This is a genomic window from Devosia sp. P1_H9 (genome assembly GCF_056405135.1).
On record NZ_JBFUCQ010000003.1, the window covers coordinates 1 to 17,674 of the forward strand.

The window sequence follows — 17,674 nt, forward strand, 5'->3', positions numbered from 1 at the left end:
TCGTCATGATCTCGCTTCGGTGCAGCGGATGGGCACAGAATCGCATGGGTGGGGAGTGGGGGGATAGATCGGCGCAAGATTCTCGCAACGCCTTGCCCAGCCTCGTGATTGTGGCTCCGCTCACCCCCACCCATCCCCCCGTCAGAGGGAGAGGTGCCGCATCGAGTTCGTGGCGCGATCGAGTTCCAACTCACCGGCCGTCATCCCGGTGGGAAGGCGAGGTCGAGACGAAACCGGTGCGGGTGCGTGGGAGCGGGAATTGCCCACGACGGCCCCGCTCTTGGAATTCTCCCCCGCAAGGGGAGAGATGGGGCCGGTGGGTGGGCTGGCGGCTCTAGTTCGGCATCTCCGGCTGCTGCCATGACAAGCCCATTTCGGCCCGCACCTCGATGCTGCCGAAGCGGGCCATGGCGTCGCGGCCGGCGATCTTCACCGCCTCCTGCAGGTCGCGGGCCTCGATCACCAGGACGCCGCCCAGGTGCTCCTTGCTCTCGATATAGGGACCATCGGTGGTCGAGACGTTGCCGCCGCGGGAACGGACGATCCTAGCGGTCTCCGGCTCCTTGAGGGCAAGATCGATAACGAAGTGGCCGCTGGCCTTCAGCGCGACGTTGGTTTCCTGGTTCTGCCGATCCATGGCGGCAAGTTCCTCGGGTGTCGCGGCGTCGATCAGCGATCGGTCGATGTGGACGAGGCAGACGTAGCGCATTGGGTTCTCCTTCCAGCGTTCCCGGTTGGTCGACGGGGCCGCAGCAGAATCGACATGAGGCGCGCAAAAGAGCCCGGCTCGGTCAGGGCTTGTTTTGCCGGGCGATCAGTTCGGTCTCCATTGCCTCCTGGATGGCGACGGCATCGGTCAGGATGGCACGTACCGCCTCGAGCTCGGCCAGCGAGTATTTGGCGAGGTTCTTCGCACCGGCTTCGCCCAGCGGCAGGTAGGCTTCGCGGGTCACTCGGTGCGCCTCTTCAGCCGCCTCGATCCAGACCTTGCGGCGATCGGTGGGGTCGGGGATGCGGCGGACGAAGCCGCGCTTTTCCAGCCGGTCGATCAGCGAGGTCACCGCCGCCGGGGTCAGCCGGATCTCGCGGGCGATGGCGCTTGCCGTCTGCCGCCCGAGCCAGAGGAAGCTGAGGCACAGGCGTTCCGAGGTGTTCAGCCCGTAAATCTCGCCCACCGTCTCATCATATTTCTGCGTCGCATCCTGCCAGCGCATGACGATGCGGCCGATGGCGTCGATGAGGGCGCCCTTGTCCTGGGTTGACATATTTTGTTCGATCATCTAATTGTTAGATTGTCTAATCATACGACGGATGTAGCAAATGTCCATGATCACGCATCGCGCTGCAAGCGCAAATACGAACCGGCTCAGCGTAGCGATCGCCGGGGCCGGGATTGGCGGGCTGGCCTTGGCGCTGGCCCTCGAGCGGGCCGGCTTGGACCCGGTGGTGTTCGAGAAGAAATCCGAGCAGCAGCTGCGCACCGAGGGCGTGTTTCTTACCCTCGCACCCAACGGCATCAATGCGCTGCGCGTGCTCGGTTTCGCCGGGGAGATCGCGAAGCAGGGGCTGGTGACCCAGGGGCTCGCCATCTTCAACGAGCGCGGCAAGCAGCTGGGGCTGATGGATTACCGGTGCCACAACCGGGATTTCGGTGCGCCGTCGATCACCATTTCCCGCGGCGCGCTGAGCAGCGTGCTGCTCGACGCGGTGCAGCGGGCCGGGATCGAGCTCAGGCTCGAGCAGGGCATCGAGGAAGTCGCCGAAAGCGCCGACATGGTGTCGGTGCGCGCGACCGGGGGCGTCGAGGCCTTCGACGTTCTGGTCGCCTGCGATGGTTTGCGCTCGCGGGTGCGGCGGGTGGTTTTCCCGGATATGCCGGCGCCGCGCTATAGCGGGCTGATTGGCACCGGTGGCGTGATCGACGTGCCCGATGTGCCTGATACGGGCGGGCTGATGAACATGACGTTCGGCAAGCGCGCGTTCTTCGGCTACCTCAAGCTTCCCGGCGAGCCGGTGCTGTGGTTCAACACCTATCCCGCGCCCGAAAGCGAAGTCGGGCCGATTGCCGACCCGGTGGCCTATGCAAGGCTTGTCGCGGCGATGCACGCGGACGATCCGCTCGACAACCGGCGGATCCTCGAGGCGGTGGGCGCGATCGAGCGGAACTACCCGATCTACGACATGCCAGAGCTCGACCGCTGGTCGACCAACCGCGTGGTGCTGATGGGCGATGCGGCCCATGCGGTGGCGCCGCATTCCGGCCAGGGCGCTTCGATGGCGATCGAGGATGCACTGGTGCTGGCGGCTTGCCTCGAGAAGGCCGGCGAGCCCGCCGCCGCGTTCCGCCGGTTCCACGATCTGAGGCATGACCGCACCCAGACGGCGATCGACATCGGACGACAGACTGGCTCGCAGAAGCACGCGCAGAGCTGGCTGGCGCTTCGCATCCGCGACCTCGTGCTGCCGATCCTGCTGCCGCTCGGGGTCAAGGCGCAGGAGCGGATGTTCCGCTTCCGCATCGACCGCGATCCGCTCGCCCAACCCGCTCAATAGGAGAACATCATGGCCAACCGTCCACCGCTCACGCCCGAAGAAGAATGGCGCTACGCGCAGACTGCGCTCAGCTGGCATGGCTGGGGCTCGCCGATCGGGCTCGGCATCGGGCTCGTCTGCCTCGGCATCGCGACACTGCTCGGGCGCTTCGCGATCCTAGGCTTCTAGCGAACGGGGCGCCTCGATGGGGCGCCCCGCTTGTCTTCACGCTTCGACCGCGACGGGCGCCGGAGCAGGCGCCCTGCCCTCGCCCGGCTGCTGCGGCGGCTTGATCCTGAGGAACGGCACGAGGATCACCACCAGGGAGAACGATACGATCTGATAGACGATGGCCGGCCCTGCAGCTTCGGCGAAGGCGGCGTGCGGGGGGAGCCCGGCGGCGAAGCCCAGCGAGAGCTGCGAGAAGAAGATCTGCCCGACCAGCGCCACACCGATGGCGCCGCCGACCTGCTGGAAGGCCTGCAGCGCGCCCGAGCCGGCACCGGCATCGCGCGGCGGCACGCCCGATAGCACCGACTGGAACAGGCCGGAGAAGCCGAGGCCGAGACCGAGGCCGGCCAGCAGCAGCGGCGGAAGGAAGGTCCAGTGGTCGACCGAGTCGCCAAGGCCGCGGATGATTAAGTCGAGCCAACCGATCCCGAGCACCAGCATCGCCGCGCCGAGGGCCAGCCGGGTGCGCAGGTAGCGCTGGCCGAGGCGGCCGATAAACAGCGAGATGGCAAGCACGCCGACCGAGAACGGGGTGTTGGTGAGGCCGGACATCAGGGGGGTGAAGTTGTAGCCGGATTGCAGCAGCAGCGAGATCACCATGAACATCGCCGGGATGCCCGAGGCGAAGATGGTGGTGATGAGCAGGCCCAGCAGATAGTTGGGATTGCTGATCAGGCTGAAATTCAGCAGCTGCGGCAGATCGAGGCTAGCCCGGTGGCGCTCCCAGATGACGAAGAGGCCGGTGAACAACAGGCCAACGCCCATCAGCCCCCACAGCCATGTCGGCCAGCCGAGGGTGTGGCCCTCGACCAGCGCATAGACTATGGCGACGGTGGCCGCGCCGAACAGCGCAATGCCGACGAAATCGTTCTTCAGCGTCGGATGGCCTGGCGTGCGCGGGATGAGGTACCAGCCGGCGACGACGGCGAGGATGCCGAACGGGATGTTGACGAGGAAGATCGGCCGCCAGTCTAGGCCAGCAAAATTGGCGCCGATCAGCAGCCCACCGACGATCGGGCCGGCGACGGCGGCAAGGCCGGCGCTGAGGCCGAACAGGGAGAAGGCCTGGCCCTTCTCCTCGGGCGGGAAGGTGACCTGGGCGATGGCGAGGACCTGCGGGGTCATCGCTGCGCCGGCGAGGCCCTGCAGCACGCGGGCAACGATCAGCCACTCGATCGACGGCGCAAGGCCGCAGAAGGCGGAGGCCAGCGTGAAGGCGGCGACGCCGATGAGGAACATGCGGGTGCGGCCGACGATGTCGCCGAGCCGCCCGAACGGCAGGAGGCCCAGCGCGAAGGCGAGCACATAGGCGGCGATGACCCATTCGATCTGGCTGGGATCGGCGCCGAGGTTCTGCTGCAGGCTGGGCAGCGCGACGTTCACTATGGTGACGTCGATGAGATTCATGAAGCTGGCGAGCAGCAGGACGGCAAGCGCCACCCAGCGGCGCGGGTCGGCATCGGCCTTGGATTGCGGCACGTGGAATTGCGAAGACATGGCTAGTTCCTGGTCTCTGGCGTTTGGTGGCGAACGGCACGGCGCAACTCGGCGCATAGCCGTTCGAAATACTGGGGGGTGGTATCGGGGCCGCGGCCGAAGCCGACCAATGCTCCGATGAACATGCTCGAGGCCGCCTCGGGGTCGAGGTCGGGCCGGAAGGTGCCGTCGGCGAGGCCGGCGACGAAAATGGCGGCAACCATCTGGTGCCATTTGTAGAGGATCGGCTGCATGGCGGCGTGGATCACGGCGTCGCGCCGGGCCCGCTCCATCAGTTCCGACATCACCGCGAGCGTCTCGCGCTGCTCGTAGAACATCTCGCGGAAGTCGAAGAATTCGTGCTCCAATCGCTCGCCAGGCGACAGGTGGGCACGCGGACGGAGCAACGACTGGGCCCGGAAATCGTCGCGCATGGTGTCGGCGACGAGCCCGATCAGCGCCTCCTTGGTGGGCACATGATAGTGCAGGGTCGCGACATTGATGCCGACACGCGCGGCGATATCGCGGGTCCTGAGGCCCTCGAAGCCTTTCTCGACGATGAGATCGCGCGCCGCTGCCGCGATGGCGCGGCGGCGATCGTCGGTGGTCTCGCGCTTGCTGGTCGGGCTGGTGAGGGTCATCGGATTTCCTGGATCGCCGACAATGTCGCGCCAAACGTCGGTATTTCGACACTTGGCTTCCGGCGAGGCCAGGCACATACACCCCGGAAATCTTTCAATCAAGTGATTGATTGATCAAATCTGGAAGACCGGGGCCGTGGCGGTGCACAGCCCTGCAATCAGCGCGGGGTGAAAGTTCGCGGCTTATCTGCCATATTGGTGGGATGAACGATCTTACTCCTCCGCCCCGTTCGCTCTCCCACGTCACCGACTGGGTGTTCGACCTCGACAACACGCTCTACCCGCGCGAGTGCAACCTGTTCGCGCAGATCGACATGCTGATCTCCCACTATATGGTCGGGGTGACGCAGCTGCCGTTCGAGGAGGCGCGGGCGCTGCAGAAGGCCTACTACCGCGACTACGGCACGACGCTTAACGGGCTGATGCAGCTGCACGAGGTCGACCCGGACCACTTCCTCAACACGGTGCATGCGATCGACTATTCGCCGGTCGCGGCGCACCCCGACCTCGTTGACGCGATCCGTGCGCTGCCGGGGCGGAAGTTCATTCTCACCAATGGCGATGTCGGGCACGCGAGGGCGGTGCTGAACCGGCTGGGCAATGCCGACGGGCTGTTCGAGGACATCTTCGACATCCGCGCCATGAGCTACCGGCCGAAGCCGCTGCCCGAGGCCTATGACGCGTTCTTCCGCAAGCATGGGATCGACGCGCGGCGGGCGGCGATGTTCGACGATCTCGAGAAGAACCTCGTGGTGCCGCACGATACCGGCATGACGACAGTGCAGGTGATCGCCGGCGAGGCGTTTGCGCATGAGCAGGTGGAGGCGTGGGAGCTGGAACGCACCGGCGGGGCGCATGTGCACCATATGACGGCGGATCTGGCCGGATTCCTCAGAAAGCTGCCATGAGCTGGTACGAGCAAGCCGGCGTCATCCTCTTCACCGAGGATTTCGAGCGCTGCCTCGCCTTCTATCGCGACCTCCTCGAGCTGCCGGTGATGTTCACCACGGCGAGCGTGGCGGCGCTGAAGTTCGGCGATGGCTACATCATGGTCGAGGGCGGCGGGGTAGCTGCAGCGACGGGAAAGTCACGCGCCCAGAGCCCGGTGACGCTACGCTTCAACGTCGCCGACGTGGATGCGGCGGCCGATCAGCTGCGCGCCAAGGGCATCGCGGTCGAGGTGAGCCACTGGGACTGGGGCATCATCGGCGGCTTCGTCGATCCGGACGGCAACCGGTGCGAGTTGCGCAACCACTTCGACGGCACGTTCGCACCGAAGCGCTAGCCGGTCGCCAGCGTCACTTCGGGCAGATTGTAGTGCTCGCGGATGACGTTCCAGCCGTCCTCGGCACTATCGACGACGGTGAAGAGCTTCGGGTCGTCGGGGGCGATGGTGCCGGCTTCTGCGAGCGCCTCGAAGTTGATCACCTTGTTCCAGAACTCCTTGCCGAACAGCAGTAGCGGGATCCGGTCCATGCGGCCGGTCTGGATCAGGGTGAGCGTCTCGAAGAACTCATCGAGCGTGCCGAAGCCGCCGGGGAAGATGGCGACGGCGCGGGCGCGCAGCAGGAAGTGGATCTTGCGGGTCGCGAAATAGTGGAAATTGAAGCAGAGGTCGGGGGTGATGTAGGCGTTCGGCGCCTGCTCGTGCGGCAAGACGATGTTGAGGCCGATGGTCGGCGCGCCGACATCGCCGGCGCCGCGATTGCCGGCCTCCATGACGCCAGGGCCGCCGCCGGTCACCACCACGTAATCGCGGAAGTTCAGCGCGCGCGAGGTGAGCGAAGCGTATTGGGCGAAACGCCGCGCCTCGTCGTAGTAGCGCGAGGCAATCTCGAGGTTCTTTTTCTGGGTCTCGTTGCGGGCGGCCCAGGCGGGCTTGCCCGGCTCGGGGATGCGGGCGCCGCCGAACAGCACGACGGTCGAGCGGATGCCGTGCTCGCGCAGGCGGAACTCGGTCTTCAAGTACTCCAACTGGAAGCGGATGCCGCGGGTATCCTCCGAGGTCATGAACTCGTCGTCGGAGAAGGCAAGGCGGAAGGCGGCGGATTCGGTTTGCGGCGTCGACGGCGCGCGTTTGGCCGCATCCAGGTCTTCGACCGAGGTGCGAAGCGGGGTGTGAGCGCGTGTGGCCATTCTGGCAGTCTCCGAAACTAGGCGATGACCTTGTCATGGCCGGGGTTAAGGATCGTTGACAGGCGAACCGAGCCGGATAATGTCCGGCGCGCCTTCCTGCCACCCGATCCGAAAGCCCTTTCCATGTCGCATGCCGATCTCGCCCAGACCATCGATGCCGCCTGGGAGGCGCGCACCGAGATCAGCTCCAGCACGCAGGGCGCCGTCCGCGAGGCCGTGGAGACTGCCCTCGAGCTGCTCGACAGCGGCAAAGCGCGCGTCGCCGAGAAGTCTGCTGACGGCTGGACGGTGAACCAGTGGCTGAAGAAGGCGGTGCTCTTGAGCTTCCGGCTCAACGACAACGCCGTGATCCAGGGCCCCGGCGGCACCACCTGGTGGGACAAGGTGCCATCGAAGTTCGAGGGCTGGGGCGAGAACCGCTTCCGGGAGGCCGGCTTCCGTGCCGTGCCTGGCTCGATCGTGCGGCGCGGCTCGCATATCGGACGCGGCGTCGTGCTGATGCCGAGCTTCGTCAATATCGGCGCGTTCGTCGACGAGAACTCGATGGTTGATGGCTGGGCCACGGTCGGCTCGTGCGCGCAGATCGGCAAGAACGTGCACCTCAGCGGCGGCGTCGGCATTGGCGGCGTGCTCGAGCCGATGCAGGCCGGCCCGACCATCATCGAGGACAACTGCTTCATCGGCGCCCGCTCCGAGGTGGTCGAGGGCGTCGTGGTCGGCGAGGGCTCAGTGCTGTCGATGGGCGTCTATATCGGCTCCTCGACCAAGATCGTCGACCGGGCGACCGGCGAAATCCATGTCGGCAAGGTACCGCCCTACTCCGTGGTGGTGTCGGGCAACTTGCCCGGCAAGCCGCTGCCCAACGGCAACCCCGGCCCCAGCCTCTATTGCGCGGTGATCGTGAAGACAGTGGACGCACAGACGCGGTCGAAGACCGGCATCAACGAGCTGCTCAGGGACTGAGGTGTTGCTGGCTAGTCCGCACCGACTCTACTAGGCTCGCGCCTGCGGCATGAGGGCGCCGCGGGAAGCCATAGAGGGAATAATGGACTTTCAGTATCTCTACACCAAGACCGAGGGTCGGATTTCGCGCAAGAGCTGGTGGATCGGCGCGATCGTGCTGGCGGTTGCCAACATCGTCATCTCGATGCTCATCCTGCCGCTGGTGGGCCTGGGCGGCCCCAACATGGCCGCGATCATGGCCAACACCACCGATCCCGCGCAGATCGCGACCATTGCCACCGGAGTGATCCAGGCCTCGGCATGGGGCAGCCTCGTGGTGTTCCTGATCTTCGCCTATCCGGCCTATTGCCTGTCGGTGAAGCGCCGGCACGACAAGAACAATGCCGGGCGCGACGTACTGATCTACTTCGGCGTCACGGTCGTGCTGCTGCTGATCCAGGCACTGGGTCTCGGTTACACGATGACCGATATCCAGGGCGTGGCGGTACCGATGCCCAGCATGCTGTTTTCGGTGATCGGCGCGGCGGTTGGCATTTTCGGCATCTACATGCTGGTTGTCCTCGGGTTCCTCAAGGGCACCGACGGCAGCAATGACTACGGCCCCGATCCGCTGACCAGCGGCGCGGCTGCAACCGCGTAACCAGAACGACGGACGGGACATGCCCGCATCACTCGGGATCGATCCCGTCCAACTTCTCGCCGAGCTGATCCGGCAACCTTCGGTCACCCCAGAGCTTGCCGGGGCATTCGATGTGCTTGAGGCGGCCCTGACGCCGCTCGGGTTCAGCTGCCAGCGCCTGCGTTTCGAGGGTGATGGCTCATATCCGGTCGACAACCTGTTCGCGACGCGCGGCAGCGGCGGCAGGCACCTGCTGTTCGCCGGGCACACTGACGTGGTGCCGCCGGGTGATACTGCGGCGTGGCGGCATCCTCCGTTTGCTGCCGAGATCATCGACGGAACGATCTACGGCCGCGGCTCGGCGGACATGAAGTCGGGGATCGCGGCGTTCGTTGCTGCGCTGTCCCGCGTGCCCGAAGCGGGCCACATCTCGCTCGCCATCACCAATGACGAGGAAGCCGACTCGGTCAACGGCACCGACAAGCTGATGGCCTGGGCGGAGGCACAGGGCCACCGGTTCGATTTCGCCATTGTCGGCGAGCCGAGCGCTACCGCGCGGGTGGGCGACAGCATCAAGGTGGGGCGGCGCGGGTCGCTCAACGGACAAATCCGGGTGACCGGGACGCAGGGGCATGTTGCCTACCCGGACAAGGCCAACAATCCGCTGCCGGTGGCGGCGCTGCTGATCGGCGCGCTGACCGGCAAGCTCGATGACGGCACCGAGCATTTTCCGCCGTCGAACCTCGAATTCACCTCGGCCGACGTGGGCAACGAGACGACCAACGTCATCCCGGCTTCGGTGCTGCTGCGCTTCAACGTGCGCTACAACGACCGCTGGACGCCCGAGAGCCTGATCGAGGCGATCAACGAGGTGATCGGCAACCAGGATGCGCGCGGCTGCGCGGTGGAATTCACCGTGGCAGGGCGGCCATCGCGCTCGTTCCTGTCGCCGCTCGGGGGTGGGGTGGAGACGCTGATCGAGACGATTGCGCGGCGCACCGGCATCCCGCCGGAGCTCTCGACCGGGGGCGGCACATCGGACGCGCGGTTCATCGCCGAATACTGCCCGGTCGTGGAGTTCGGGCTGCCCGGTCCGACCATGCATAAGGTGGACGAGAACGTGCGGGTCGCCGATGTCGAGGAGCTGACGGCGGTCTACGCCGCGTTCATTGCCGACTATCTGGGAGCCAAGTGATGGCCAACGGTTTCTACCGCGCCATCGACGTGGTGAGCCGGGCAGTGTTCGGTAAGGCCCCAGCCCCTGGCGACGCTGCGGCGAGCGTGACCTGGACGCATGCGGTGACCGGCATCGTCGTGCTGGCGGTCCTGCAGGCCGCGATCCTCGTGGTTCCCTTTGCCGGCATGCTACCTGAGGCGCTGCGGGTCGTAGTCGACTTCGCTGCCGTGGCGCTGATCATGCTGGCGGTGCCGTTCGTGGTGCTCGGCGGAGCGGCGCTGCTGCTGAACAAGCGCGAGAAGCTGCCGGCGCTCTTCCTGTTCCTCGCACTGGTGCTGGCGATAAGCCAGATCGTCGGGCTGGTGCTCGGCGCGCTCGGCGTCAGCTCGGGCACGGCGCTGATCGGCATCCTCGCCTTCTTCACCGCACGGGCGTCGAAAAGCCTGCTCGGGGTCGGCTGGGGTGGGGCGATCTTGATCGGCGCGCTGGTCGCGGTCGGCACATTCGCCGCGAGCTTCCTGTTCCTGGCCTTGCCGACCGGGCAGGCGATGCTGGCGGCGCCATGAACGCTTTCGGCGAGCTGTGGCGCGCCATCATCGGCTGGCTCGACCTGCTGACGGCGCGTCCGGGGGCGGCGGAGAAGTTCAATCTTACGGGCCTCGGCCTCGTCAACGCGGCCGGCTGCTATTTCGCGGTGGTGATGCTGCTGATTGCCGCCGAGAGTACGCTGAGCGGCTTTCCCGGTTGGGGGCTGATCGCCATCAGCCTCGCGGTGAATGCGGGGCGGCTCGCGACCGTCTGGGCGGTCATCTGGATCACTGCGCGGCTGCTCTCGGCGCCGGCCGTCGCCATGGCGGTGCCGAGCACCTATGCGATGGCGTTCATCCTGGCGCTGTCGCTGCCCCTCGCCTATTTCGGCGGGCCGAACCTGATCGTTGCGACGCTCGGGGTCACCGGCTTCATGCAGTATCGGGTGGCGCGCGAAATCGGCAAACTGCGGATCGGCATTTCCGTGGCGTTTGCCATTCTTTCGGTCGCCGCGCTTGTCGCCGTCCGAGTCGGGCTCTACATGCTGACCTCCGGTATGCAGGGAATTGGCTAGTGCCCGAACGCAACAACGAGATCTGGGATGAGGTGAGCTCGGCCGCGCGCGGCGTCGCGGGGCTGGTCATCGGCAATCGCCAGTCGGGCAGGTATTTCGATTTCTCGACGCGCGGCCTGGTCGGCAGCTTCATTGCCTTCCTCACCGTCACGCTGATTACCGCTGCGCTGCCGCTGCTGCTGGGGGTGCCAGGCGCCAAGGGATCGGTGTTCCGGGCAGTGATGACGGTCATCATCCTGTTCGGCTTCCAGATTGCCTTCTCGGCCATCTTGCTGCGCCAGCTGAGGCGCCTCGATGGCCTTGTGCCTTATCTGGTTGCCGACAACTGGGCGTCGTTCTTCCTCACGCTCGCCAGCACGCTGCTCAGCCTGTTCGGCATCGGCGGCGAGTTCCTGCTGATTGCCGTCGGCATCGTGGTGATCGTCATCGAGATCAACATCGCGCGCCTGATCGTCACGCTGTCGGCGTGGCAGATTGCCATGTTCCTCGTGGCGCAGCTGGTCGGGGTCAGCATCGCACTGCTGATCGTCGGCGTGGTGTTCCCGCTGTCGCCGGAACAGCTGGCCGAACTCAACGCCGCGGCGGCTAGTAGTCGACCCTAGTGAGATAGAGCCCGTCGGGCGGGGCCAGCGGGCCGCAGCGGGCGCGATCGCGGGCGTCGAGCGCGGCGCGAAAATCGCGCGGGCTCCACTTGCCGTCGCCCACCAGCTTCAACGAACCCACCATCGAGCGCACCTGGCTGTGGAGGAAGCTCCGCGCCTTGGCGGTGACGACGATCGTGTCGGACTGGCGCGACACGGTGAAGATATCGAGGGTGCGATCGGGCGACTTCGCCTGGCACTCGGCGGCGCGGAAGGTGGTGAAGTCGTGCTTGCCGAGGATCAGTTGGGCGGCCTCGTGCATACGGTCGGCATCGAGCTGCACGGGCACGTGCCAGACACGGCCGGCACCGAGGCCGGGGCGGGCGCGGCGGTTGAGGATGCGGTACTCGTAGTGCCGGGCGATGGCGGAGAAGCGGGCCTCGAAGCTCTCGTCGACGAGATCAGCGGTGAGGATCGCCACCGGGTGCGGCTTGGTGTGGTAGTTCAGGGCTTCGCGGACCTTGAACGGGTCCCAGTCGCGCTCGAGGTCGAAATGCACGACCTGGCCGAGGGCATGGACGCCGGCATCGGTGCGGCCGGCAGCCTGGGTGACGACGCTCTCGCCGGAAAAGCGCTCGATGGCTTCTTCGAGCAGTTGCTGCACCGACAGATCGTGCGCCTGCCGCTGCCAGCCGCAGAAGGGGCGGCCGTCATATTCGATGCTGAGGCGGTAGCGGGGCATTAGCCCGCCCGTTCCGGCAGCGCCCCGGCTCCGCGCAGGAACGTGGCGGCATCCATCGCGCCCTTGCCCTCGCGCTGCACCGCGGTCAGCTTCACGGCACCGCTGCCACAGGCGATGGTAAGATCGGGAAGGATTGTGCCGGGCGCGCCGAAGCCTGGGATCAGGGTCGAGCGCAGCGCCTTGATGCGGGTCGGCGTGCCGTTGAGCTCGAGTTCGAACCAGGCGCCGGGGAATGGCGAGAGGCCGCGGATCAGGTTGTGGACCTCAGCCGCCGGCTTGCCCCAATCGATGCGGGCTTCGGCCTTGTCGATCTTGGCGGCGTAGGTGACGCCTTCTTCGGGCTGCGGGGTGAAGTGCAGGCTGCCGCGTTCGAGTGCCGCCAGCGCCCGGCCCATCAGGTCGGCGCCGACCAGCATCATCTTGTCGTGCAGCTCGCCCGAGGTCATGTCGGGGCCGATGGGCATTTCCTCGATCAGGCCGACGGCGCCGGTATCGAGGCCCTCGTCCATCTGCATCACCATGATGCCGGTGCGCGGGTCGCCGGCCATCACGGCACGCTGGATCGGCGCGGCGCCGCGCCAGCGCGGCAAGAGCGAGCCGTGGAGGTTGAGGCAGCCGAGACGCGGCGCTTCGAGGATCGGCTTGGGCAGGATCAGGCCGTACGCGACGACCACCGCGACATCGGCATCGAGCGAGGCAAACACCTCCTGCTCGGGCGCCTGCTTGAGGCTGCGCGGGGTGAAGACCGGGATACCGAAACCCTCCGCCGCCTCGTGCACCGGCGACTTGCGTTCGGCCTGGCCGCGACCGGCGGGTTTTGGCGCGCGGGTGTAGACCGCGACGACTTCGTGGCCGGTCGAGACGATCTCGGTGAGGGTAGGCACGGCGAATTCCGGCGTGCCCATGAAGATGATTTTCATATGTTCCGGTCTCTCGGTGGTCGCCTTCTCCCCTTGCGGGAGAAGGTGGCGCGCAGCGCCGGATGAGGGGTCCCGCGAAACGAAGTGTAGCGCGATCCGAGCGAAGCGAGGAGCGACCCAGCGCGCGGAGAGAGACCCCTCATCCGCCCTTCGGGCACCTTCTCCCACAAGGGGAGAAGGCGATCGCCTCACGTAAGGTGCTAACCGGCCTTCTTGGCCAGGCGCTCGGCTTTCTGGAACTTCTTCAGCACGCGGTCGCGCTTCAGGCGGCTGAGGTAATCGATGTAGAGCACGCCATCGAGGTGATCGAGCTCGTGCTGCACGCAGATCGCGAGGCGGTCCTTGGCGTCGAGTTCAACCTCCTTGCCGTCGAGATCGGTGTAGCGAACGGTGACCTCGGCCGGGCGCTCGACGTCGTAGTAGAGCTCGGGGATGGACAGGCACCCCTCCTCCGTCGTCACGGTCTCGTCCGAGTATTTCAGGATCTCGGGGTTGATCATGACCAGCGGGGCCGGCGTCTCGTCTTCCTTGGCGAGGTCCATCACCACGATGCGCTTCAGCTCGCCGATCTGCGGCGCGGCGAGGCCGATGCCCGGCGCGTCGTACATGGTGTCGAGCATGTCCTTGGCGAGTTGCTTGATGCCATCGTCGATCTTCTCGATCGGCTCTGCAATGGCGCGCAGGCGCTCGTCGGGCAGGATCAGGATGGGGCGCTTGGCCATGAACGTTCGGTCCTTCATCGGGGGTTGCCGCTGAATATGGTATTTCCCGGGCGCCGGTCAACGGCCAGCCGGTTTACGCTTCGTCAACGATAATTGGGGCGAACGTGAACAATGCGGGAACAACTCGGTCGAATCGTGTAGGCTGCCGCGATGGATCGTGTGCTCTTCGTCATCGCCGACTATCCCGTCACGCTCGAGATCGCCGCGTTTGCGGCGGCAGGACTGTTCGCGGCGCTATTGATCGCCCTCCTGGTGGTGATGGTGCGGCAGTCGCGCATCCGCACCGAGGAAGCGCAGCAGCGGGCCGATGAGGCGGCCGCGGCGCAGCTCAAGGCGCAGGAGACCGAGCGTTATATCGCCGACATGCTGCGGGTACAGTCGGAGATGACCGGCCGGATGCAGACGATGAGCGAGATCTTCGGCTCGCGCACCTCCGACCTCGCCCGCCTCGTCAATGATCGACTCGACAGCCAGGGCCAGCGCATCGGCGCGGCAATGCAGGAAGGCAACGCGAAGACCAACGAGAGCCTTGCAAAGCTCCAGGAGCGGCTGGCGGTGATCGACCGGGCGCAATCCAACATCACGCAGCTCAGCCAGAACGTGGTGTCGCTGCAGTCGATCCTCGCCAACAAGCAGACGCGCGGGGCGTTCGGCCAGGGCCGGATGGAAGCGATCATCGGGGATGGGCTGGCCCAGAATGCATATGCGTTCCAGGCGACGCTCTCGAACGGCAGCCGGCCGGACGCACTGGTCTACATGCCCAACGGTGCGCCATCGCTGGTGATCGACGCCAAGTTTCCGCTCGAGAGCTGGCAAGGCTTTTCAGGCGCCGGTGAAGGCGAGGACCCGCGGTTTGCGGCGAGCCGGTTCCGCAACGACATGGGCGTCCACATCAAGGCGATCTCTGAGAAGTACCTGATCGCCGGGGAGACCGCCGACACGGCGTTCCTGTTCGTGCCGTCGGAATCGATCTTCGCGGACCTGCACGAGCATTTCGAGGATGTGGTGCAGCGCGCGCTCAAGGCCCGCATCGTCATCGTCTCGCCGTCGATCCTGATGCTGTCGATCCAGGTGGTGCAGGCGCTGCTGCGCGACGTGAAGATGCGCGAAGAGGCGTATCGCATCCAGACCGAGGTGCGGGCGCTGCTCACCGATGTCGGCCGGCTGGACGAGCGGGTGCGGAAGCTGCAGACGCATTTCACCCAGGCCGCCGGGGATATCGGCGACATCGTTACGTCGTCGTCGAAGATCGTGAAGCGCGGCGAGCGCATCGAGGCGATGGAGTTCGACGAGGCGCGGCCGGAGCAGCGTCTCGCTGGAGAGTAGTGAATCACTCGGGCAGGTGGGGGTCAGCCGGCCCTGATGCTGAAAGACTAGCTGGCGAGCACGTGCATCGGCGCCGGCAGGATGCTGTCGAGCAGCTTGGTGCGCCCCTCGGTGACGGCTGCAAAGGTGCGGATGTCCTCGGGTCGGCTCAAGAGGTAGCCCTGCGCGGTCTGGCAGACCTCACCCCTGAGGAAGGCCAGTTCCTCGGCCCGTTCGACGCCCTCGGCGACCACCGGAACGTTGAGCCCGCTGCCGAGCCCCAGCACGGCGCGCACGATGGCGGCCGACTGGTGGTTGTTGTCGACCGAGCGGATGAACGACTGATCGACCTTGATCTTCGAGAACGGGAAGGCGCGGAGGTTGGCCAGCGAGGAGTAGCCGGTGCCGAAATCGTCCATGGCGATGCGGACGCCGAGCGCCCGGATCTGCCGGAGCGTAGTCACCGCCCGCATCATATCGCGGATCAGCGCCGTCTCGGTGATCTCGATCTCGAGCCGCGAGGGCGGGAGGCCGGTCTGGATCAGCACCTCGTGCATGGTCTGCGCGAAGCTGGCCGAATGCACCTGCACCGCCGAGACATTGACGGCAATCGACAGCGGTGACTTCCAGCGTGCAGCCTCGTTGCAGGCGGTGCGGAGCACCCATTCGCCGATCTGCAGGATCAACCCGCTCTCCTCGGCGACCGGCACGAACACCGACGGCGGGATCTCGCCGCGTTCGGGGTGCTGCCAGCGCACCAGCGCCTCGAAGCCGGTAACTTCGCCGGACTGGATATCGACCTGCGGCTGATAGACGAGGCGCAGCTGGTTGCGCGACACGGCGTGGCGCAGGTCGTGCTCCAGCAGCCGGCGATCGCGCACTTCGGCGCCCATGGCATTTTCGAAGAAGCGGTAGATACCGCGACCGTCCTGCTTGGCGCGATAGAGCGCGGTGTCGGCGTGCGTCATCAGCTGTTCGGCGGTATCGGCGTTGTCGGGGAACAGCGCGATGCCGACCGAGGCCGAAATCAGTGCCCCGCTCGACGACTGATCGTTGGTCCGGCGGAACGCATCGAGCATCTGCTCGGCGATGCGGCCGGCGCGGGCCGGCGTGCCGATATCGCCCAACAGCACGGCGAACTCGTCGCCACCGAGCCGCGCCGCGTCGCCCTGGCCCTCGATGGCCCCGAGCAAGGCCTGGCCGACGCGCTGCAGCAGCGAGTCGCCTGCGGCGTGGCCGAAGAGGTCATTGACCTCCTTGAAGCGGTCGAGATCGAGGCACAGCACGGCAAACGTCTGGCCGTGGCGGCGGGCGTGGCTGATCTCGTCCTCGAGCTTGCGCGAGAAGCTCACGCGGTTGGGCAGCCCGGTCAGCGGGTCGTTGTGGGCGAGGAAACGGATATGCTGCTCGGCCTGCTTGCGGGCCGACAGATCGCGGATGGCGATCGCCTGGTGCGGCTGGCCGGCGAAATCGACCTGCCGCAGGATCACCTCCGCAGGCACGACTCCGAAGCCGGTCTTGAGATCGGTCTCGATGGCGATATTGGGGCGCTCGAGCAGCATGGAGCAGACGGCGGAGCCGAGGAACTCCGACAGTTGCCGGCCGCTCACGTCCACCTGCGGCAGGTCGACCAGGGCCAGGAAGCTCTGGTTGGCAGTGACGATCTCGCCGTCGCGGGCCACCAGCAGGCCCTCCACCGCGGCGTCGGCAAGGCCACGCATTCGATCGCTTTCGGCAGCGGTGCGGCGACGATCGAGCAGATCGAGATAGGTCCCGCCCAATGCGAACAGCAGGATCATCACCGAGACCACCGCGACCACCAGCGAGAGCCATTGCGGCGTCTGGTCGGCGGCGGAAACCACGGGGAAGCAGTTCTCTAGGCCCGCGGCGCCCATGGCGGTGAAGTGCATGGCGCAGATTGCCACCGTCATCAACCCGGTCGAGCCGAGCCGCCAGCGCAGCGTGTCGCGCTCGGTGCCGACCCACAACGAGGCCGCGCCCAGGCTCATGCCGAGGAGCAGCGACGTGGTGACCAGCGTCGGATCCCAGACGATGTGGCCGCCCAGCAGCACGGACGCCATGCCGACATAGTGCATGCCGGCGATGCCGATGCCGACGATGGCGCCACCCAGTATGGTATCGGAGCGGCGCGTGCCGATGGTTGCGAACCATAGGCCACCACCGACGATGGTGATGGCGCAGAGCAGCGAAACCAGCGTCAGCGGCAGGTCGTAGCCCACCGGCATGCCGGCCGAGAACGACAGCATGGCGACGAAGTGCGTCGCCCAGACGCCGAAGCCCACCGATACGGCGGCAACGGCAAGCCATGCCTTCTGCATCGGACCGACGGTGCGCCGGGCGTGATTGAGCAGCGTGATACCGGCAAAAGCGGAGAGAGCACATACGAGTGCCGCCAGGGCCACCAGGCGGAGGTCGTGATGCTCGAAAAGCGTAGACAATATGATCTGCAAGATGGCGCGTCCTTCTGGAGGCAGTGCCACTGCTTTCGGCCCGCGGTGGTGAAGAG

General features: G+C 66.3%; 20 protein-coding genes. 11 read left to right on the forward strand and 9 right to left on the reverse strand.

The annotated features are described in order from the left end of the window. Positions 1 to 334: 334 nt before the first annotated feature. Positions 335 to 709 (reverse strand): YciI family protein, encoded by a 375-nt coding sequence (locus tag AC1DYL_RS06100; protein WP_477172426.1) that lies wholly within the window; start codon positions 707 to 709, stop codon positions 335 to 337. 82 nt (positions 710 to 791) lie between these two features. Then, a complete protein-coding gene (locus AC1DYL_RS06105) occupies positions 792 to 1,265 on the reverse strand; it encodes a MarR family winged helix-turn-helix transcriptional regulator (RefSeq protein WP_477172427.1) in 474 nt (157 codons plus the stop codon). Between the two features lie 55 nt (positions 1,266 to 1,320). Here AC1DYL_RS06105 and AC1DYL_RS06110 point away from each other — a divergent pair, with 55 nt between their 5' ends. Together AC1DYL_RS06110 and AC1DYL_RS06115 are read left to right on the forward strand one after the other, a co-directional pair. Then, the gene (locus tag AC1DYL_RS06110) at positions 1,321 to 2,553 is read left to right on the forward strand and encodes an FAD-dependent monooxygenase (protein WP_477172428.1); all 1,233 of its coding nucleotides are present in this window, start codon (positions 1,321 to 1,323) and stop codon (positions 2,551 to 2,553) included. A 9-nt stretch (positions 2,554 to 2,562) separates the two neighbouring features. After that, complete coding sequence (locus AC1DYL_RS06115; RefSeq protein WP_477172429.1) at positions 2,563 to 2,721, forward strand: hypothetical protein; 159 nt, start codon at positions 2,563 to 2,565, stop codon at positions 2,719 to 2,721. A 36-nt stretch (positions 2,722 to 2,757) separates the two neighbouring features. On the opposite strand, the gene AC1DYL_RS06120 is transcribed toward AC1DYL_RS06115, so the two are convergent. Further along, positions 2,758 to 4,260 (reverse strand): MFS transporter, encoded by a 1,503-nt coding sequence (locus AC1DYL_RS06120; protein WP_477172430.1) that lies wholly within the window; start codon positions 4,258 to 4,260, stop codon positions 2,758 to 2,760. Between the two features lie 2 nt (positions 4,261 to 4,262). Then, on the reverse strand, positions 4,263 to 4,880 hold the full coding sequence (locus tag AC1DYL_RS06125; protein WP_477172431.1) for a TetR/AcrR family transcriptional regulator: 618 nt from the start codon (positions 4,878 to 4,880) through the stop codon (positions 4,263 to 4,265). Positions 4,881 to 5,083: 203 nt separating this feature from the next. Here AC1DYL_RS06125 and AC1DYL_RS06130 point away from each other — a divergent pair, with 203 nt between their 5' ends. Beyond that, entirely contained in the window at positions 5,084 to 5,788 is a 705-nt protein-coding gene (locus AC1DYL_RS06130; protein WP_477172432.1) for a pyrimidine 5'-nucleotidase, read from the forward strand. Continuing rightward, positions 5,785 to 6,165, forward strand: a complete 381-nt coding sequence (locus tag AC1DYL_RS06135; protein WP_477172433.1) for a VOC family protein — start codon at positions 5,785 to 5,787, stop codon at positions 6,163 to 6,165. The genes AC1DYL_RS06130 and AC1DYL_RS06135 overlap by 4 nt, the downstream gene beginning before the upstream one ends. On the opposite strand, the gene AC1DYL_RS06140 is transcribed toward AC1DYL_RS06135, so the two are convergent. Next, the gene (locus tag AC1DYL_RS06140; protein WP_477172434.1) at positions 6,162 to 7,016 is read right to left on the reverse strand and encodes an LOG family protein; all 855 of its coding nucleotides are present in this window, start codon (positions 7,014 to 7,016) and stop codon (positions 6,162 to 6,164) included. The genes AC1DYL_RS06135 and AC1DYL_RS06140 overlap by 4 nt on opposite strands. A gap of 123 nt (positions 7,017 to 7,139) precedes the next feature. Here AC1DYL_RS06140 and dapD point away from each other — a divergent pair, with 123 nt between their 5' ends. From dapD to AC1DYL_RS06170, 6 genes are all read left to right on the forward strand, one after another. After that, positions 7,140 to 7,979 (forward strand): 2,3,4,5-tetrahydropyridine-2,6-dicarboxylate N-succinyltransferase, encoded by an 840-nt coding sequence (gene dapD / locus AC1DYL_RS06145; protein WP_477172435.1) that lies wholly within the window; start codon positions 7,140 to 7,142, stop codon positions 7,977 to 7,979. A gap of 82 nt (positions 7,980 to 8,061) precedes the next feature. Next, on the forward strand, positions 8,062 to 8,619 hold the full coding sequence (locus AC1DYL_RS06150; RefSeq protein WP_477172436.1) for a DUF805 domain-containing protein: 558 nt from the start codon (positions 8,062 to 8,064) through the stop codon (positions 8,617 to 8,619). A gap of 19 nt (positions 8,620 to 8,638) precedes the next feature. Continuing rightward, positions 8,639 to 9,793: a succinyl-diaminopimelate desuccinylase gene (dapE, locus tag AC1DYL_RS06155; RefSeq protein WP_477172437.1), complete on the forward strand. Its 1,155-nt coding sequence runs from the start codon at positions 8,639 to 8,641 to the stop codon at positions 9,791 to 9,793. Next, the gene (locus tag AC1DYL_RS06160) at positions 9,793 to 10,341 is read left to right on the forward strand and encodes a hypothetical protein (protein ID WP_477172438.1); all 549 of its coding nucleotides are present in this window, start codon (positions 9,793 to 9,795) and stop codon (positions 10,339 to 10,341) included. The genes dapE and AC1DYL_RS06160 overlap by 1 nt, the downstream gene beginning before the upstream one ends. Further along, on the forward strand, positions 10,338 to 10,877 hold the full coding sequence (locus AC1DYL_RS06165) for a hypothetical protein (RefSeq protein ID WP_477157749.1): 540 nt from the start codon (positions 10,338 to 10,340) through the stop codon (positions 10,875 to 10,877). The genes AC1DYL_RS06160 and AC1DYL_RS06165 overlap by 4 nt, the downstream gene beginning before the upstream one ends. Further along, a complete protein-coding gene (locus tag AC1DYL_RS06170; protein WP_477172439.1) occupies positions 10,877 to 11,479 on the forward strand; it encodes a hypothetical protein in 603 nt (200 codons plus the stop codon). The genes AC1DYL_RS06165 and AC1DYL_RS06170 overlap by 1 nt, the downstream gene beginning before the upstream one ends. Here the strand turns inward: AC1DYL_RS06170 and truA are convergent. The 3 genes from truA to def all read right to left on the reverse strand — a co-directional run bounded on the left by truA (position 11,463) and on the right by def (position 13,842). Next, positions 11,463 to 12,200: a tRNA pseudouridine(38-40) synthase TruA gene (gene truA, locus AC1DYL_RS06175; RefSeq protein ID WP_477172440.1), complete on the reverse strand. Its 738-nt coding sequence runs from the start codon at positions 12,198 to 12,200 to the stop codon at positions 11,463 to 11,465. The two genes, AC1DYL_RS06170 and truA, sit on opposite strands and share 17 nt — an antisense overlap. After that, on the reverse strand, positions 12,200 to 13,120 hold the full coding sequence (gene fmt, locus AC1DYL_RS06180; RefSeq protein ID WP_477172441.1) for a methionyl-tRNA formyltransferase: 921 nt from the start codon (positions 13,118 to 13,120) through the stop codon (positions 12,200 to 12,202). The genes truA and fmt overlap by 1 nt, the downstream gene beginning before the upstream one ends. A gap of 200 nt (positions 13,121 to 13,320) precedes the next feature. Then, positions 13,321 to 13,842, reverse strand: a complete 522-nt coding sequence (gene def / locus AC1DYL_RS06185; protein WP_477172442.1) for a peptide deformylase — start codon at positions 13,840 to 13,842, stop codon at positions 13,321 to 13,323. Between the two features lie 150 nt (positions 13,843 to 13,992). Between def and AC1DYL_RS06190 the strand changes: the two genes are divergently transcribed. Then, positions 13,993 to 15,168 carry a DNA recombination protein RmuC gene (locus AC1DYL_RS06190; protein WP_477157746.1) on the forward strand — a complete coding sequence of 392 codons (1,176 nt, stop codon included), beginning with the start codon at positions 13,993 to 13,995 and terminating at the stop codon, positions 15,166 to 15,168. 47 nt (positions 15,169 to 15,215) lie between these two features. Here the strand turns inward: AC1DYL_RS06190 and AC1DYL_RS06195 are convergent, their stop codons facing one another. Beyond that, positions 15,216 to 17,606 carry a bifunctional diguanylate cyclase/phosphodiesterase gene (locus AC1DYL_RS06195; RefSeq protein ID WP_477172443.1) on the reverse strand — a complete coding sequence of 797 codons (2,391 nt, stop codon included), beginning with the start codon at positions 17,604 to 17,606 and terminating at the stop codon, positions 15,216 to 15,218. Between the last annotated feature and the right edge of the window lie 68 nt (positions 17,607 to 17,674).

Coding starts and splice junctions, on each gene's coding strand:
- AC1DYL_RS06100 (WP_477172426.1), bottom strand. CDS start 709: ATGCGCTACGTCTGCCTCGTCCACATCGACCGATCGCTGATCGACGCC.
- AC1DYL_RS06105 (WP_477172427.1), bottom strand. CDS start 1,265: ATGTCAACCCAGGACAAGGGCGCCCTCATCGACGCCATCGGCCGCATC.
- AC1DYL_RS06110 (WP_477172428.1), top strand. CDS start 1,321: ATGTCCATGATCACGCATCGCGCTGCAAGCGCAAATACGAACCGGCTC.
- AC1DYL_RS06115 (WP_477172429.1), top strand. CDS start 2,563: ATGGCCAACCGTCCACCGCTCACGCCCGAAGAAGAATGGCGCTACGCG.
- AC1DYL_RS06120 (WP_477172430.1), bottom strand. CDS start 4,260: ATGTCTTCGCAATTCCACGTGCCGCAATCCAAGGCCGATGCCGACCCG.
- AC1DYL_RS06125 (WP_477172431.1), bottom strand. CDS start 4,880: ATGACCCTCACCAGCCCGACCAGCAAGCGCGAGACCACCGACGATCGC.
- AC1DYL_RS06130 (WP_477172432.1), top strand. CDS start 5,084: ATGAACGATCTTACTCCTCCGCCCCGTTCGCTCTCCCACGTCACCGAC.
- AC1DYL_RS06135 (WP_477172433.1), top strand. CDS start 5,785: ATGAGCTGGTACGAGCAAGCCGGCGTCATCCTCTTCACCGAGGATTTC.
- AC1DYL_RS06140 (WP_477172434.1), bottom strand. CDS start 7,016: ATGGCCACACGCGCTCACACCCCGCTTCGCACCTCGGTCGAAGACCTG.
- dapD (WP_477172435.1), top strand. CDS start 7,140: ATGTCGCATGCCGATCTCGCCCAGACCATCGATGCCGCCTGGGAGGCG.
- AC1DYL_RS06150 (WP_477172436.1), top strand. CDS start 8,062: ATGGACTTTCAGTATCTCTACACCAAGACCGAGGGTCGGATTTCGCGC.
- dapE (WP_477172437.1), top strand. CDS start 8,639: ATGCCCGCATCACTCGGGATCGATCCCGTCCAACTTCTCGCCGAGCTG.
- AC1DYL_RS06160 (WP_477172438.1), top strand. CDS start 9,793: ATGGCCAACGGTTTCTACCGCGCCATCGACGTGGTGAGCCGGGCAGTG.
- AC1DYL_RS06165 (WP_477157749.1), top strand. CDS start 10,338: ATGAACGCTTTCGGCGAGCTGTGGCGCGCCATCATCGGCTGGCTCGAC.
- truA (WP_477172440.1), bottom strand. CDS start 12,200: ATGCCCCGCTACCGCCTCAGCATCGAATATGACGGCCGCCCCTTCTGC.
- fmt (WP_477172441.1), bottom strand. CDS start 13,120: ATGAAAATCATCTTCATGGGCACGCCGGAATTCGCCGTGCCTACCCTC.
- def (WP_477172442.1), bottom strand. CDS start 13,842: ATGGCCAAGCGCCCCATCCTGATCCTGCCCGACGAGCGCCTGCGCGCC.
- AC1DYL_RS06190 (WP_477157746.1), top strand. CDS start 13,993: ATGGATCGTGTGCTCTTCGTCATCGCCGACTATCCCGTCACGCTCGAG.